Source organism: Pseudomaricurvus sp. ABR4_320 (genome assembly GCF_056159445.1).
In genome coordinates, this window is sequence record NZ_JBSWVF010000025.1 from 39775 (window position 1) to 54612 (window position 14838).

At 51.3% G+C, this 14838-nt stretch carries 13 protein-coding genes; 11 read left to right on the plus strand and 2 right to left on the minus strand.

What is annotated here, in order from left to right; translation table 11 throughout:
* Window positions 1–44: 44 nt before the first annotated feature.
* From ACXAFR_RS25350 to ACXAFR_RS25375, 6 genes are all read left to right on the plus strand, one after another.
* The gene (locus tag ACXAFR_RS25350; protein ID WP_475182474.1) at window positions 45–962 is read left to right on the plus strand and encodes a sugar phosphate isomerase/epimerase family protein; all 918 of its coding nucleotides are present in this window, start codon (window positions 45–47) and stop codon (window positions 960–962) included.
* 176 nt (window positions 963–1138) lie between these two features.
* Complete coding sequence (locus ACXAFR_RS25355; protein ID WP_475182476.1) at window positions 1139–3205, plus strand: hydantoinase/oxoprolinase family protein; 2067 nt, start codon at window positions 1139–1141, stop codon at window positions 3203–3205.
* A 4-nt stretch (window positions 3206–3209) separates the two neighbouring features.
* Window positions 3210–5078, plus strand: coding sequence for a hydantoinase B/oxoprolinase family protein (locus ACXAFR_RS25360; RefSeq protein ID WP_475182477.1), 1869 nt, complete (start codon window positions 3210–3212; stop codon window positions 5076–5078).
* Window positions 5079–5097: 19 nt separating this feature from the next.
* Window positions 5098–5706 carry an isochorismatase family protein gene (locus ACXAFR_RS25365; protein WP_475182479.1) on the plus strand — a complete coding sequence of 203 codons (609 nt, stop codon included), beginning with the start codon at window positions 5098–5100 and terminating at the stop codon, window positions 5704–5706.
* A 303-nt stretch (window positions 5707–6009) separates the two neighbouring features.
* On the plus strand, window positions 6010–7056 hold the full coding sequence (locus tag ACXAFR_RS25370; protein WP_475182481.1) for an NAD(P)-dependent alcohol dehydrogenase: 1047 nt from the start codon (window positions 6010–6012) through the stop codon (window positions 7054–7056).
* A gap of 251 nt (window positions 7057–7307) precedes the next feature.
* The gene (locus ACXAFR_RS25375) at window positions 7308–8219 is read left to right on the plus strand and encodes a hypothetical protein (RefSeq protein WP_475182482.1); all 912 of its coding nucleotides are present in this window, start codon (window positions 7308–7310) and stop codon (window positions 8217–8219) included.
* A 9-nt stretch (window positions 8220–8228) separates the two neighbouring features.
* On the opposite strand, the gene ACXAFR_RS25380 is transcribed toward ACXAFR_RS25375, so the two are convergent.
* Window positions 8229–9119 (minus strand): LysR family transcriptional regulator, encoded by an 891-nt coding sequence (locus ACXAFR_RS25380; protein ID WP_475182483.1) that lies wholly within the window; start codon window positions 9117–9119, stop codon window positions 8229–8231.
* A 136-nt stretch (window positions 9120–9255) separates the two neighbouring features.
* Between ACXAFR_RS25380 and ACXAFR_RS25385 the strand changes: the two genes are divergently transcribed.
* From ACXAFR_RS25385 to ACXAFR_RS25400, 4 genes are read left to right on the plus strand one after another with little or no spacing between them, the layout of a single operon-like run.
* Window positions 9256–9927: a histidine phosphatase family protein gene (locus tag ACXAFR_RS25385; RefSeq protein WP_475182485.1), complete on the plus strand. Its 672-nt coding sequence runs from the start codon at window positions 9256–9258 to the stop codon at window positions 9925–9927.
* A 34-nt stretch (window positions 9928–9961) separates the two neighbouring features.
* Window positions 9962–11185, plus strand: coding sequence for an acyl-CoA dehydrogenase family protein (locus tag ACXAFR_RS25390; RefSeq protein WP_475182486.1), 1224 nt, complete (start codon window positions 9962–9964; stop codon window positions 11183–11185).
* Between the two features lie 14 nt (window positions 11186–11199).
* Window positions 11200–12231 (plus strand): phosphotransferase, encoded by a 1032-nt coding sequence (locus ACXAFR_RS25395; RefSeq protein WP_475182488.1) that lies wholly within the window; start codon window positions 11200–11202, stop codon window positions 12229–12231.
* A gap of 42 nt (window positions 12232–12273) precedes the next feature.
* Entirely contained in the window at window positions 12274–13044 is a 771-nt protein-coding gene (locus tag ACXAFR_RS25400) for an SDR family NAD(P)-dependent oxidoreductase (RefSeq protein WP_475182490.1), read from the plus strand.
* On the opposite strand, the gene ACXAFR_RS25405 is transcribed toward ACXAFR_RS25400, so the two are convergent.
* Window positions 13039–14016, minus strand: coding sequence for an integron integrase (locus ACXAFR_RS25405; protein ID WP_475182493.1), 978 nt, complete (start codon window positions 14014–14016; stop codon window positions 13039–13041). The two genes, ACXAFR_RS25400 and ACXAFR_RS25405, sit on opposite strands and share 6 nt — an antisense overlap.
* Before the next feature lie 268 nt (window positions 14017–14284).
* On the opposite strand from ACXAFR_RS25405, the gene ACXAFR_RS25410 reads away from it, so the two are divergent.
* Window positions 14285–14785: a hypothetical protein gene (locus tag ACXAFR_RS25410; RefSeq protein WP_475182494.1), complete on the plus strand. Its 501-nt coding sequence runs from the start codon at window positions 14285–14287 to the stop codon at window positions 14783–14785.
* The last annotated feature ends 53 nt before the right edge of the window (window positions 14786–14838 follow it).

A 14838-nucleotide genomic window follows, 5' to 3' on the forward strand; every position in this document is an offset into this window, starting at 1 on the left:
GTTACAGAAATGTGCAGTGACGATTATTTACTCAGGAGATTTCTTTGAAACGTAGGCAATTTATGAAATCGGTATCCGGGCTTCTGGCCGCAACGGCGGTAGCGCCGAGCGTATTTGCTGAGCCAGCATACTTCAAGCGTCCCGGAATCCAGCTGTTTACTGTGATGACGTTGTTGGACAAAGACTTTGACGGCACTTTGCAAAAAGTTTCTGATATCGGTTATCGCTCCGTAGAGACCGTTGGTGCGTTCGGGATGCCTGCTGAAGAGGTACACGAAAAACTCACCCAATACGGGTTTACATCACCATCACAGCATTTGATGCCCGGCGATCTTTATTCTTACTTCTCGGCCTATAACCGTGGCGAAATATCCTGGGACAATATTGTTAAGAAGTTTACTCAGGCGTTCGATTTTGATCGGGTGGAAGAGTTTGTAACAGAAGCGATCGGCCGAGCCCAAGCGCTAGGGCAGCAATACATTGTCTGGCAGTTGAACTGGGTTCCTGAGTACGGCGTTGAAGAAGTCAAAAAGCACATTAAGGCGTTCACGACTGCTGGGAAATTGTGTAAGGACGCTGGCTTAGGATTTGCTTTCCATAACCATAATCATGAATTTGCACCGTTAAAAGGGTCAACGGCGTACGACATGATGGTGCAGGAGACCGATCCCGATCTCGTTATGTTGGAAATGGATTTTATGTGGGCGAGTTATGCCGGTGTCGATCCGGTGAGTTACTTCCACAAATATCCCGATCGTTACCGCATGGTGCACCTCAAGGATCACACCAAGGAAGGCAAGATTGTGATTCCTGGTCAGGGTGTGGAAAACTTCCAGCGACTCCTGGCTGCGAGTGAAGCAGCCGGTATTGAGCATGCGTTTGTGGAGTTTGATCAACCCGTTGATCCCATGAAAGAAATTGCGGCGGCGTACAAGTATTTGACAAACGTCCCTAAAAATTAAGCCGGAATCCGGCAGAAAGACAGTTCCAAACCTCTGAAACTTTTTGGCGAGCCAAAGGCGGCAGGGGTGAGGTATGTCTAAAAAACTCAGAGAGAAAGCAGGTGGGGCACCCGGCGAAAAAGATCGGGAAACTGCCTTAACGAATTTTTTTAACCCATTTCAGTCTGGAGAAAATAATGGCTTATCGTTTGGGTGTCGATGTTGGGGGAACGTTTACCGATCTCCTGCTGATCAACGAGGAGACCGGTCAGAAGTTTACGGCGAAGGTGCCGTCAACACCTCACGATTCTTCGGTCGGAGTCTTGAACGGGGTAGAGCGAATCTGCCGCGAATCTGGTGTGAATCCAAAAGAGATTCAGCGGGTGATGCACGGGACAACCGTTGCAACCAATGCCGTCTTAACCGGCAAAGGCGCCAAGCTTGGCTTGGTGACAACGTCCGGTTACGAGCAGGTCTTGCAAGTGGCGCGTTCATACTGCCCGGGTGGTCTGGGTGGCTGGGTACACTACATTAAAAAGCCGTTGTTGGCCCCTCTGGAGCTGACCATCGGTGCCGAAGAGCGCATCGGTGCTGACGGTGAGGTGGTGACACCACTCAATGAGGAAAAACTGCGCACCAGTCTTGAAACGCTGAAAGCCAAGGGCGAGATCGAAGCCTTGACCATCTGCTTTATCAATTCCTACATTAATCCAGCAAACGAGCAGCGCGCCAAAGAGATTGCTGCTGAGATTTTCTCGGATATTCCCATTTCGATTTCTGCGGAAGTGGTGCCAGAAATGCAGGAATATGAGCGTACAGAAACGACCGTTGTTAACTCCTACGTGCGCCCGGAAGTGTCTCGCTATGTGAAGAATTTGCAGGAAGCCCTGGAAGAGACCATGGGCAGCGATCTGCAATTGTCGATCCTGCGCTCGGATGGCGGTTTGGCGTCTGCCCGTGCGGCGTCCGATTCCCCGGTGAATTTGTTGATGTCCGGCCCTGCCGGTGGTGCGACCGGTGCGATCTATTTCTGTAGCCAGGCTGGTTTCGACAACATCCTGACCTTTGACATGGGTGGAACCTCCACCGACGTTGCTCTCATCCAAAACGCCAAGGCCAGCGTTCGTCGCGAAACGTATGTGGGCGACGTCCGTGTACGTGCGCCTTCTGTGGATATTCGCACCGTCGGTGCCGGTGGTGGCTCAATCGCCTTCGTTCCGGAACTCACCAAAGCCCTGCGTGTGGGACCAGAGTCTGCTGGTGCTGTGCCTGGCCCCGCCTGTTATATGAAAGGCGGTGTTGAGCCGACCGTATGTGATGCCAACGTGGTTCTCGGTTACCTGCCGTCTGATTCTCAGTTGGGTGGTGCTATGGAAATCAATCGCGAAGCCTCCGTTCAAGCGGTACAGAAGGTGGCCGATGCCATGGGTATCGGTTTGATGCAGGCGGCCGAAGGCATCATTGAGATCGTGAATGAGGCGATGTTCGGAGCCTTGCGTCTGGTCTCAGTCGAGCAGGGTTACGATCCGCGTGATTTCTCTCTCGTGGGTTTTGGTGGCGCCGGTCCTCTGCACGCCAACGCGCTGGGTATGTTGACTCAGGCGTGGCCGGTAATCGTACCGCCGGGACCCGGTGTTCTCTGCGCCTACGGTGACGCCACTACTCAGGTTCAGGATGAAGCCTCTCGCACTTACATCACTCAGGCTGCCGATGTTGACAATGCACAGATGCTCAGCGATCTGCTTGAGTTGCAACAGCGTGCTGGCGAAGTACTAATCAACGACGACATTCCTGAATCGGAACACGAAGTGACTTTCCAGGCGGATATCCGCTACGCCGGTCAGGCATTCCAGATCACGGTCGATTTCAACGAGGCAGATTTCCGTGAACAGGGCACCGCGTTGCTCACAGAGCAATTCGACGCTGAGCATGAGCAGCTGTTCAGCTTCAAGCTGAGCGAGGGTCACGAGATCCTGATGATTCGTGCGGTGGTTAAAGCGCGCAGTAAAACGGTTGCTCTGGCAAGTCTCGACAAAGAAACCGTATCGATTGAAGACTGTGTGATTGGAGAATCTCGCTTCTACTACGGCGGTGAGTGGCACGACATCAATCTTTACGACCGCAATAAGATGGGAGCGAATTTCACCGTAGCAGGGCCCGCCATTATCACCGAGATGGATTCCACCACGGTGGTCCTGCCGGAACACACGGCCACGGTCGACAAGGTCGGCAATCTACTTATCAACCCATTGGCGCAGGACTAAGACTATGGCTGCAACAATTAAAGAAACCAATGACACACCGTTTGCTGAGCTGGATGTGCCCGGCGTTACGGTTGATCTGATTGAAAATGCCCTGCGCAATGCGCGGGAAGAAATGGATGCGGTCCTCTTCCGTACCGCCATGTCTCCGGGTATTCGCGAGCAGGGCGACTGCTTCCCGATGATCGCGACCCGCGATGGCAAAATGGTGGTCGGTCAGTTTGGCTCATTCATTGGCCCTTTCCTGCAGGCGTTTGATGCTGAGATTGAAGAGGGCGACATCATTATGACCAACGATCCCTATATGTGTAATGCGGCAGTGTCGCATCTACCGGATTGGTTGGTGTTGGTGCCCGTATTTAAAGACGGTCGGCATCTGGCTTGGACCGCGATGTTCGGTCACATGTCCGATAACGGCGGCATGGTGCCCGGTTCCATGCCGATTCAGGCGACCTCTATCTATCAAGAAGGCATTCGCATTCCACCCATTAAGCTGTACAAAAAAGGTGAGCTGCAATCAGACGTGCTGGAACTGATTCTGCACAATGTGCGCACCGCCCAGTGGAACCGTTTCGACCTCAATGCGTTGGTGGCTGCGTGTAATACGGCCAGCAAGCGCTGTGTTGAAATCGCCGAGCGGTTCGGTGATGACGTTTTCTTCTCTACCATGAACGTTATGTTGCAGCGCAACCGCGATGCCATGGAGCACATTATTCGCAATTTTGTGCCTGAAGAGCCTCGCGAGTTTGTCGACTATCTGTGTGATGACGGTATGGGTATGGGCCCATACAAGATTGTCTGTAAGATGTGGCGTGAGGGTTCAAAGGTGATCTTTGACTTTGACGGTACAGATCCTCAGGCACAGAGCTCGGTGAACTTTTTTCTGAACGAAGACATGTTCAAGATGTTCTTCGGCTCCTTCACCATTAATGTTGTCGATCCGCAAATTGTGTTCAACGACGGTTACTACGATCTGGTCGATGTGCGCATTCCTCAGGGCACGCTGTTAAAGCCCAATTACCCGGCGGCACTGTCCGGTCGTACCCACGCGTTGGGCCGTATCTTTGACGTTCTGGGCGCACTGTTGGGTATGGGCGCGCCGGAGCAACTGCTGAACGCGGCAGGCTTCTCTGATTCCCCGCACATGTTTTACTCCGGTTATGACGACAAGGGCGAGTGGTTTCAGCTCTATCAAATCGGCTTCGGCGGTATTCCCGGTCGTCCGGTGGGTGATGGACCGGATGGTCACTCTCTGTGGCCGGGCTTCACTAACGTGCCGAACGAATTTATCGAAAGTTATTTCCCTGTTCGCATTGAACGTTACGAAACCATTCCCGATTCCGGTGGCGCCGGCTTGCACCGCGGCGGTAACGGTTTGAGTGTGGCGTATCGCTTCCTTTGTGACGGTGAAATTGGTGTTCATGATGACCGTTGGTTGGTCCATCCCTGGGGTGTTCTCGGTGGTGATCCCGGTATGCGCTCTACCAAACGCCTCGTTCGCGCCGACGGCAGCGAAGAATTCTTGCCCGCCAAGATTGAAGACGTAAAAGTGAAAGCCGGTGATGTTCTTTACTTCAACACCTGGGGTGGTGCCGGATGGGGCGATCCGCTCAAGCGGGATCCCGAATTGGTCCAGCAAGACGTCGCCCGCAATCTGGTCTCGGTTGAGGGTGCGCGTCGCTATGGTGTGGTGATTGGTGCTGATGGTTTTGTCGATCGGGCCGCAACCAGCAGCCTGCGCGAAACCATGGCCAGTGAGCGTCCAGAAGATCTGCCGCTGTTTAATTTTGGTGGCAGTGTGGAAGAGCTGAAGGCGCGTTGTTTTGCCGATACCGGTCTGCAACCGCCCGTCGCACCATCGTTCATCGGTCAATAACCCAGTAAGGAGACGTATTGTGGCAACACTCGATTCAAACGATTTTAACCTGGGTTCGCGCCCAGCCATTATTGTGGTTGATGTGACCCCCGGATTTACCGATCCAGCCTGTGTGCTGGGCGCTGAAGCAGACTCCATAGTGGATGCTAACAAAACACTGTTAGCGCTTTTCCGGGAGCGCAAGCTCCCGGTTTTTTACACCACCGTCGTCTACCGCGACCCCAGTGAAGCCAGTGTCTTCCGGGAAAAAATTCCCAGCGTGAACGTGTTGACGCCGGATTCTCCCTGGATTGAAATCGATCCGCGTTTGGAGCCTCAAGAAGGCGAAGTCCTCGTGGAAAAACTCTGGCCCAGTGCTTTTTTTGGAACCAACCTGAAAGAGCAGTTGGAAGCGGTGGGCGCCGACTCTTTGATCGTAACGGGGCTCAGCACCAGCGGCTGTGTGCGCGCAACCGTTCTTGACGGCATGCAGAACAACTATCCAGTGATTGTTCCCCGTGAAGCGGTCGGAGACCGTGATGCCCAGGCACACGAATCAAACTTGCGCGATATGCAGCTGAAAATCGCTTCTGTGAAGCCGCTGGCTGATGTTGTGAACGAGTTGAAGGCTATTCCTGCTGCCGTTTAATCGGTAGCGCCGCTTTTCCGTGGGCAGTTCACTCGGGGGGGTAGCTGCCCGCGGAACTTAAAAACGCGCCGGGATGGCGCTGCTTTTCCTGTCCAACCGTGACGTTGTTCACGATTCCCGTTTGCCCGGCGGTAACCTCCGCCGGGCTTTTTTCTGTTTGTTACGCCCAGCCTGTGCTCACCTGCGTGCCTGTAAAAATAGGCAAATATTAACGTCAAATAGGCAAGAAATGCGTGGCACCTCTGTGGCTTGATGCGCGTATTAATTGCCATCATTTTGAACGTAAGTATTTCGAGGTAACACATGAAAACGATCGGCTATGCAGCTCATTCTAATGACGCACATATGGTGCCTTACCATTTCGAACGCCGTGAAATAAGAGAGAACGATATCGCTATTGAAATTTTGTACAGCGGTGTTTGTCACTCGGATCTGCACACGGTGAACGGCGACTGGGGTGACGTGCCTTATCCGCTGGTGCCGGGGCACGAAATCGTCGGTCGTGTCGTAGAGACCGGAAGCTCGGTTAAACGTTATAAGGTAGGTGATGCCGTTGCGGTTGGATGTATGGTTGACAGCTGTCAAACGTGTGATCAGTGCAGCCACGGTGAAGAGCAGTTTTGTCGTGAAGGCATGACGCAGACCTATGGCGCGCCAGATCGTATCAGCGGCGAGATGACTCAAGGCGGATACTCCAAGCATATTGTCGTTCGTGAAGAGTTTGTTTTGAGTATTCCCGAGTCTATGGACTTATCCCGTGCGGCGCCCATTTTGTGCGCGGGTATTACCACCTATTCACCTCTGCGCACGTTCGGTGTAAAAGAAGGTTCACGGGTTGGCGTTATCGGTCTTGGTGGTCTTGGTCATATGGCGGTTAAACTTGCTGTCGCCATGGGGGCAGAGGTAACCGTTATCAGCCGTACCAGCAACAAAGAAGATGAGGCCAAGACACTTGGAGCCAAGGGGATTCTCGCCTCCAGTGATAAAGACGCGATGGCTGCGGCCGCAGCCTCGTTTGACTTTATTCTCGACACTGTGCCTGTCAAACATAACTTTGATATCTACACACCACTGTTGGATATCGATGGCACGCTCGCTCTGGTTGGGCAGGTCGGGCCCATGGATGAATTGTTCACCGCGCCGCTGATTATGGGGCGTCGACGTATTGCTGGATCTCTGATCGGAGGTATCCGGGAAACTCAAGAAGTTATCGATTTTTGTGCCGAGCACAATATCTATCCAGAGTGTCGCATGATTCGCGCTGACGAAGTGAATACCGCCTTTGAACACTTGGCTTCTGGTGACGTCGCACACCGATTTGTGATTGATATGGCATCCCTCAGCGTTTGACAATCCAAGCGCCATTCTGTGTTCGTCTTAATGGCCGGAGCCGTCTCCGGTCATTTCTCTCTCAGGATTCAGGATAGTTTCCCCAGCAGTTTTTAGACTGCTGTTGATTGCCGCGATTTGATCGCGGCTTCAAGAATTTTACCCTCATTCTACGTCCTGTCATAAAATCGTCGTTGTGTTCTCCGTGCGTTCGGAGAAACAATAGCCGCTGCGCGCTTTGCGTTACGGAAACCCGTTCGGGGAAGAACATCATGGATGACATAACGGCAAGATCAAAGAATATGCTTTGGCCGCGACTGATGATGCCGCTAGCGATCGTCTGCCTGGCGGCTGCCATTGCTTACGTTGGCTGGGTCGTCAATCGGCTGGTCAGCAATCTACCCTCACTGCTCGCGCAGGTAGAAAATGTCGCTCAGCGCATTGACACCATCGAGCCAGAAATTAATGCGGTGACTCAGCAGGTGCCAGAGATTCTCGAACGCATCGATCAAATCGATCGGCGTGTACCCGATATTCTGGCACGAGTGGACGTTCTGCAAGAACAGTTGCCCGATGTGTTGGCGAGCGTAGATGGCGTGCAATCGCAAATCCCTCCGTTGCTTTCAGAAACCGCAGCCTTGAGGGCGGAGTTACCGGCAATTTTGAACGAAGTGGCAGACGTGCGGGCGGCCATTCCACCTGTCTTAGCAGAGCTGGCCGCCTATCGCGAGGTGATTCCCGGTGTCGTCGACGAAGTTGCCGCGGTAAGGACCAGTGTTCCTCCGACCCTGGATCGGGTTGACGCGATTGTTGCCAATGCGGATGAAGCGGGGCGACGTGTCACAGAGGGCGCCGCTACCGGACTCTTCACCGGTCTTTTTAAAATGCCGTTCGCCCTTATGAGAAACCTGCGGGATTCCGTCTTCAAAGGCAGTCACCTTGATGAGTCTGAGCAAGAGAAAGTCCTCGAGCAGATCAACTATCTGTTGGTGGAGGGTAAACCGGGCGATACCGTGGAATGGAAATCTGCCGATGGACGCTACAAAGAGGCGTTGACCTTGTCGCGTGAATTCAAGCAATCCGGCCAGACGTGTCGTGAAATTATCGCTCGCCCTGGCAAGCAGATGAGTCCTCAATTGGTGGTGTGCCAGGATGCTGACGGTCAGTGGCAGCTGAGTAAATGATGTTGGGTTCTACTGGATTGCAATACCGCGGATGATCTCTCTCAGCCAGCGGTTAGCCGGGTCATCGGTAGCGTTCCGGTTCCAGAAGAGTTGTAACTGTAAAGGTTCTATTGCAAACGGTGCTGTAAAGCTGTGCAGACCGGTCTTTTGGATAACCCAGAGAGGCGCGGTCCAGAGTAGATCACTGTGGTTTACCAGTTCACTGGCGACCAGGTAGCTTTGGATTCGCACAGCGGTATTGCGCTTTTCGCCTCGTGCATGCAAGGCAACATCGGCATGTCCGCGCCCGGTTTTGCGACTGGATACGTGCAGATGTTCGGCCTGTAAATAGTCTTCCAGTGTTGGTGACGTTTTTGCCAGTGGGTGTCCTCGACGACAGGCAACGGCGTAAGGCAGCTCAAGCAGTGTTTGCTGGCCGAATTCTTTCGCATTGACCTGGGGAGTATCAATAAGCAGGTCCAAAGCGCCCGCTTTGAGCTCTTCGGTAGCGCTTTGGCGATCTTGGTAGTGGCAGCTCAGAGTAACGCCGGGAGCCTGTTTCCTTAGGGTTTTATAAATTCCCCCAAGCAACAGTGCTTGCGCCAGATCGTTCATGGCAAGTCGATAGCGTTTCTCTGATGTTGCCGGATCGAAACGAGCGCCAGCCAGCACGCTGCGATTCAATAGCGCCAAGGCTCGGCGAACATCACCAACCAAATTGTCGGCGACGGGCGTTGGCAGCATGCCCTCCGGTGTTCGTACGAACAGCTGATCCTCGAAGCTCTGGCGAAGTCGGTTGAGGGCGTTGCTGACCGCAGGTTGTGTAAGGTGAAGTTGTTGAGCGACACGGGTGACACTGCGCTCTCGGTAGATCGCATCAAAGACGACGAACAGATTCAGGTCAAATCGGTCAAGTCCCATAAAAGCATAGCTCTCAATCACATTGATTTAATCAATAATAATCTATCACTAAAATAAATTAGAGTAATTTAGGCCGAGCTCTATAATCGGGCCTATAAACCACAACGCAACCGGCCTATTGAGGCGAGGAGTGTCTATGGCGGAGATTACACTGCTGCGGCATGGCCAGGCGTCTTTTGGTGCAGACAACTATGACAATCTTAGCGATCTGGGACATCAGCAAGCGCGTTGGCTTGGTGAGTACTTGCATACCTGTAGCAGAGGGTTTGATCGCATTGTCATGGGCAGCATGGTCCGTCACCGGCAAACCGCAGAAGGACTTTTACAAGGTCTACAGTCAGATCAGTCTCTGGAGATCCACGAAGGGCTCAATGAGTACGACTTCCAAGGCTTGCTAGAGGCGCTTAAAGATCAGAATCCAGACGCTTTTCAGCAGACAGGCCACGCCAAGCGTGACTATTTCCACAATATCAAACGTGCAATGAACGAATGGATGAGCGGTGCTATCACTTCTGATGGTCACGACACCTGGCAAAGCTTTCGTCACCGTATCTCAGCAGCGTTGGAAGAGGCCTGTAACACCTCGGCCAAGCGCATTCTACTGGTGACTTCCGGTGGCCCGATCGCCGTTATCTTGGGCAAAGTACTGGAGCTAGCGCCTGCCAGAATCTGCGATATCAGTTTACAAATTAAAAATACCAGTACCAGCAAATTACTTTATAACCGGGTGAATTTCACCCTGGATAGTTTTAACGATGTCGGTCATTTGATGGCACCGGATAAACATAACTACATCACTTTTTCCTGAACGATTGTGCTCGGTATTAGAGAGGAACCTCTTCATGTTTGACTTCAGTGACAAATCAAAACGTTTACAAAGCAAGCTGCAAACGTTTATGGATGAGTACATCTATCCCAATGAAAAAGCCTATGCAGAGCAATTGCACTTCGCGGAAAATCGTTTTGCGCCCATGCCGTTGATGGATGAGCTGAAAGAGAAAGCTAAATCTCAAGGGCTGTGGAATCTCTTTGTCCCCGAAGAGCATGGCGAGTTTAGCGAGCACGGTGGTTTATCGTTTTTTGAATACGCTCCGCTCTGTGAAATCATGGGTCGCGTTATCTGGTCTCCGGAAGTCTTCAACTGTAACGCACCAGATACCGGCAATATGGAAGTTTTTATGAACTTCGCCACAGATAAACAAAAGAAAGAATGGCTGTTGCCGTTGTTGGCCGGAGATATTCGCTCTTCCTATGCGATGACCGAACCCCAGGTTGCCTCCAGCGATGCGACCAATATTCAGATGGAGATTCGTAAAGAGGGCGACGAATGGGTATTAAACGGTCGCAAATGGTTTATCACCGGCGCTATGAATGAAAGAACCAAGATCTTTATCGTCATGGGCAAAAGCGATTCCGATAACCTGAGTCGTCATCTGCAACAGACCCAGGTATTGGTTCCTAAAAATACTCCGGGAGTTACCGTTGTCCGCCCATTAACAACTCTTGGCTATGATGATGCGCCCATCGGCCACGCGGAGTTGGTGTTCGACAATGTGCGAGTCCCCTTGGAGAATGTTCTGCTCGGTGAAGGGCGCGGCTTTGAGATTGCTCAGAGTCGCTTGGGGCCAGGACGCATGCACCATTGTATGAGGCTGATCGGCACAGGGCAGCGTGCGTTAGAGCTCGCCTGCCAACGGGTTACCCAGCGAACAACGTTTGGTAAACCTTTGGCCAAACACCAATCCGTTCGTGAAGAGATTTCCAAAAGTTATTCCGAAATCGAAATGGCGCGCCTGCTGGTTCTAAAAACCTGTCATAAAATCGATACCCAGGGCGTACCAGAGTCCGTCGATATGATTGCAGCCACCAAGACGACCATTCCTCTGTTGATTCAAAACGTGATTGACCGCTGCATGCAAATGCATGGTGCCGGTGGACTGACCGAGGACTACTGCATGGCGGAAGGTTTTAATTACGCGCGTTGGTGCCGCCAAGCCGATGGGCCGGATCAGGTACATCAAATGGCTTTGGGTAAGAAAATTATCGATCGTTTCAGCGCACAGTAACAGGAGACTGGCTCATGTCGACAAATGCCTCATCCTTTGATTTTGATACGGAAACACTGGCCAGTTATCTCGAATCACAACTGTCAGATTTTCAAGGTCCGTTGACGGCGAATAAATTTGCCGGTGGACAATCCAACCCGACATTTTTAATAGATGCGGCCAGTGGAAAATATGTTTTGCGCCGTAAGCCGCCGGGTGAACTGTTAAAGTCTGCCCACGCAGTGGATCGGGAATTTCGTGTTATGTCTGCACTGGCGGATACGGATGTCCCTGTCGCCAAAGCTTACGTCCTGTGTGAAGACGAGAGCATCATCGGTAGCATGTTCTACTTGATGGAGTATATTGATGGAAGGGTGATGTGGGATCCTGCGTTACCGGAAGCATCACCGGAAGAGCGTGCGGCCATTTACGATGAAATGAATCGTGTTCTGGCAGCGCTGCATTCAGTGGACGTCGAAGCCGTCGGGCTTGGAGATTACGGTAAACCCGGCAGTTACTTCGAGCGTCAAACCGGACGCTGGAGCAAACAATACCGGGCTTCTGAAACAGAGAGTATTCCGGAAATGGAAACGCTCATGTCCTGGTTACCGGAAAATATGCCTGCCGATGATGGACGAGTCGCACTCGCCCACGGTGACTTCCGTTTGGACAATATGATGTTTGATCCCCAAGAAGCCAAGGTGCTGGCACTGGTGGATTGGGAATTATCCACACTGGGACATCCTTTTGCCGATCTCGCCTATCAATGTATGCAGCTACGGATGAGTCACGATGGTGTGATGGCTGGACTGGGCGGTATCGATCGAGAATCATTGGGCATTCCCAGCGAGGAGACCTATGTCGCCCGCTACTGTGATCGAATGGGATTAACCGAGATTCCCCACTGGAACTTTTATCTCGCATTCAGCTTTTTCCGGTTTGCCGCGATATTGCAAGGTGTTAAACGGCGTGCTCTGGATGGTAATGCCTCTAGTGAAAAAGCCTTGCAAATGGGTGAGCTAGTTTTGCCCCTGGCGCAGATGGGCGCTGCGCTCATCGAAGGTTAGGTCTTAGTGAGTACTGACGAGTAATAACTCTTGGGAAATACGATGATAGATCCCTATCAACTTAGCGGTAAGGTCGCGCTCGTTACCGGTGCGTCCAGTGGGCTTGGACAACACTTTGCCAGGTTGCTGTCATCTTATGGAGTCAGCGTCATCGTAGCTGCACGGCGGGTTGAGCGGCTGGCTGAATTGGTTGAAGAAATTAAGGGGCAGGGCGGCAGAGCCTCTGCAACGGCGATGGACGTTGCCGACAGTTCGACCATAGACCCCGCCCTCACAGCAGGCGAAGCTGCCCTGGGACCGATTGATATTCTTATCAATAACGCCGGTGTGGCCGACTCTCGTCTGTTTGTTAACGTTGATGAAGTAAGTTGGGACCAAGTCATCGACACTAATTTGAAAGGCGCCTGGTCCGTCGCCAACGCCGTTAGCCGCCGAATGCTGAAAGGTAATCGACGCGGTAGTATCGTAAATATTTCTTCAATCCTTGGATTGCGTCAGGGATTTGGTGAAAGTACCTATGCCGTTTCCAAAGCCGGCGTAATACAGCTTACTAAGTCCATGGCGCTGGAATTAGTGGGTAAAGGGATTCGCGTTAATGCGCTTTGCCCCGGTTATATCCGCACGGAAATTAATCAGGACTTCTTTAATTCCGAAAAAGGTATGGCGTACATACAGCAGATGCCGGCGAAACGTTTGGGCGAAATGCAGGAGCTGGATGGGCCTCTCTTGTTGTTATGTAGCGAGAGCGCTGGATCCTTTCTGACGGGGGTTGCGTTACCCGTTGATGGCGGTCATTTGGTCAGTTCTCTATAGCTCTTCTCGGCTCAACCGTAATTTATCCAGCGGGCTACTTGTCCCGGCAAAATGTTTACCGATCACATGGGTATAGATCTGCGTGGTTTTCACATCGTTGTGGCCCAGCAACTCCTGCACAGAGCGAATATCGCTTCCCTCCCGCAACAGCTCCGTTGCGAAGGAATGACGAAAGGTATGGCAGGTGACGCGTTTATGGGTCAAATTTGCGGCTGCTACGGCGCGCTTCAAGGCTTTTCGGGTTACCGTTTGATCCATGTGATAGCGACACAGCAAGCCGGTGTCGGGGTGGTCACACAGTACACTGCTGGGAAACACATAGGCCCAGGCTTGAGTGAAAGGTGCATTCGGATATTTTCGCATCAACGCTACCGGCAACGCCGATCCGATATCTCTTTGAGCATCAGCCTTTTGAATTTTTGCGGCGAGCCGCATTTGCTCCTTCAGCGAAGCGGTAAGCGTTGCCGGAAGCATTGTCACACGATCCTTTTTAGCTTTCCCATCTCTCACAGTAATCGAGCCCGATTGCAAATTGATATCTTGCAAACGCAATCGCAAACACTCTGATACCCGCAATCCACTGCCGTAAAGTAACTGAATAATTAATGCATTTCGTCCTTCCAACACTTTCAGGATACGAGCCACTTCATCTACCGTTAAAACCGTTGGTAAATGACGTTGTTTGGTGGCGAGTGTGAAGCCCAATTCTCCAAGCTCTACTCGGAGAACTTTTTGATACATAAATACAAGCGCGTTTAAAGCGACCTTTTGGGTGTTTATGGCAACTTTGCGCTCGGACGCCAGATAGGATAGAAAAGCTTTAACTTCGGCAGCACCCATATCCTTAGGGTGTTTATACTGATGAAAGCGAATGAACTGTTTGAGCCAATAGAGGTAACTCTGCTCGGTTCTTAAACTGTAACCCCGCAGTCTGGATTCTTCTCTGACGGTCTGTAAAAACTGGCTCGACATAATATACTCATTCTTGAATTTAATGTGTATATTTATACAGTATATTGAGGGTGAGGTAATCGCCCCAAAGTATTGATATGACATTTCGGGCTGAATTGGGAAGGGCGTCTTGGAAATAATGACGTGAAATCAATATGTTATATTGAAGGTTGGAATAATATATTGCCTGGAAAAAGACGAAAAACGCGCATGCACGCTTTGTGGTGAAGAATTTTCTAGATTTTGAATATTTGGTATAGAAATCAAATGGATTGGAATAAAGAAGAAAATGACGTCAAGACAAAACGCGCATGCCTCATATACAAATGTTATGTTTCTCGGTGGTATGAATAAATTAATTGCTCTGTTCACAGTTGTATTTTTAATTGCAGCGTGCTCTGGAAAGCCTTCGGAGTCTGAATTACTGTCAAACTTTCAGCATCACAAAGAGGCAATGAATATGCTTCTTAGTTTATATCCAAAGTGTGAAACTGAAGGGGAGCCCATTGTTTGGCTATCCAGCACATCTGAAAAGGCCAAAATCTGCCACCCACTATTGCTTGAGTCTAATTTAAAAGGTATCAGTCAAAACGTGATCGGTGGTTTTACGCTGTATTATTCAGGAAACAGCTATAACTCAGAGCAAGTGGACTATTTCTATTCACAAAAAGAGCTAGAGCCACTGTTCACTTCAGTTACTGAGGCCGCAGAAAGCGTTAACCCCTACGAGCAGGCGTACATAAAAATTGAAGATGGGTGGTATTTAGTATATGCGTGTAACTGCGGGTAAAAACATAACAATCACAGTCAAAGCGACGCAAAAAGCGCGCGCTTGCTGTGGGC

Excerpts from the sequence above, each read along its gene's own strand:
- ACXAFR_RS25360 (WP_475182477.1), top strand. The coding sequence starts at position 3,210 with ATGGCTGCAACAATTAAAGAAACCAATGACACACCGTTTGCTGAGCTG.
- ACXAFR_RS25390 (WP_475182486.1), top strand. The coding sequence starts at position 9,962 with ATGTTTGACTTCAGTGACAAATCAAAACGTTTACAAAGCAAGCTGCAA.
- ACXAFR_RS25410 (WP_475182494.1), top strand. The coding sequence starts at position 14,285 with ATGACGTCAAGACAAAACGCGCATGCCTCATATACAAATGTTATGTTT.
- ACXAFR_RS25395 (WP_475182488.1), top strand. The coding sequence starts at position 11,200 with ATGTCGACAAATGCCTCATCCTTTGATTTTGATACGGAAACACTGGCC.
- ACXAFR_RS25385 (WP_475182485.1), top strand. The coding sequence starts at position 9,256 with ATGGCGGAGATTACACTGCTGCGGCATGGCCAGGCGTCTTTTGGTGCA.
- ACXAFR_RS25380 (WP_475182483.1), bottom strand. The coding sequence starts at position 9,119 with ATGGGACTTGACCGATTTGACCTGAATCTGTTCGTCGTCTTTGATGCG.
- ACXAFR_RS25405 (WP_475182493.1), bottom strand. The coding sequence starts at position 14,016 with ATGTCGAGCCAGTTTTTACAGACCGTCAGAGAAGAATCCAGACTGCGG.
- ACXAFR_RS25355 (WP_475182476.1), top strand. The coding sequence starts at position 1,139 with ATGGCTTATCGTTTGGGTGTCGATGTTGGGGGAACGTTTACCGATCTC.
- ACXAFR_RS25400 (WP_475182490.1), top strand. The coding sequence starts at position 12,274 with ATGATAGATCCCTATCAACTTAGCGGTAAGGTCGCGCTCGTTACCGGT.
- ACXAFR_RS25370 (WP_475182481.1), top strand. The coding sequence starts at position 6,010 with ATGAAAACGATCGGCTATGCAGCTCATTCTAATGACGCACATATGGTG.
- ACXAFR_RS25375 (WP_475182482.1), top strand. The coding sequence starts at position 7,308 with ATGGATGACATAACGGCAAGATCAAAGAATATGCTTTGGCCGCGACTG.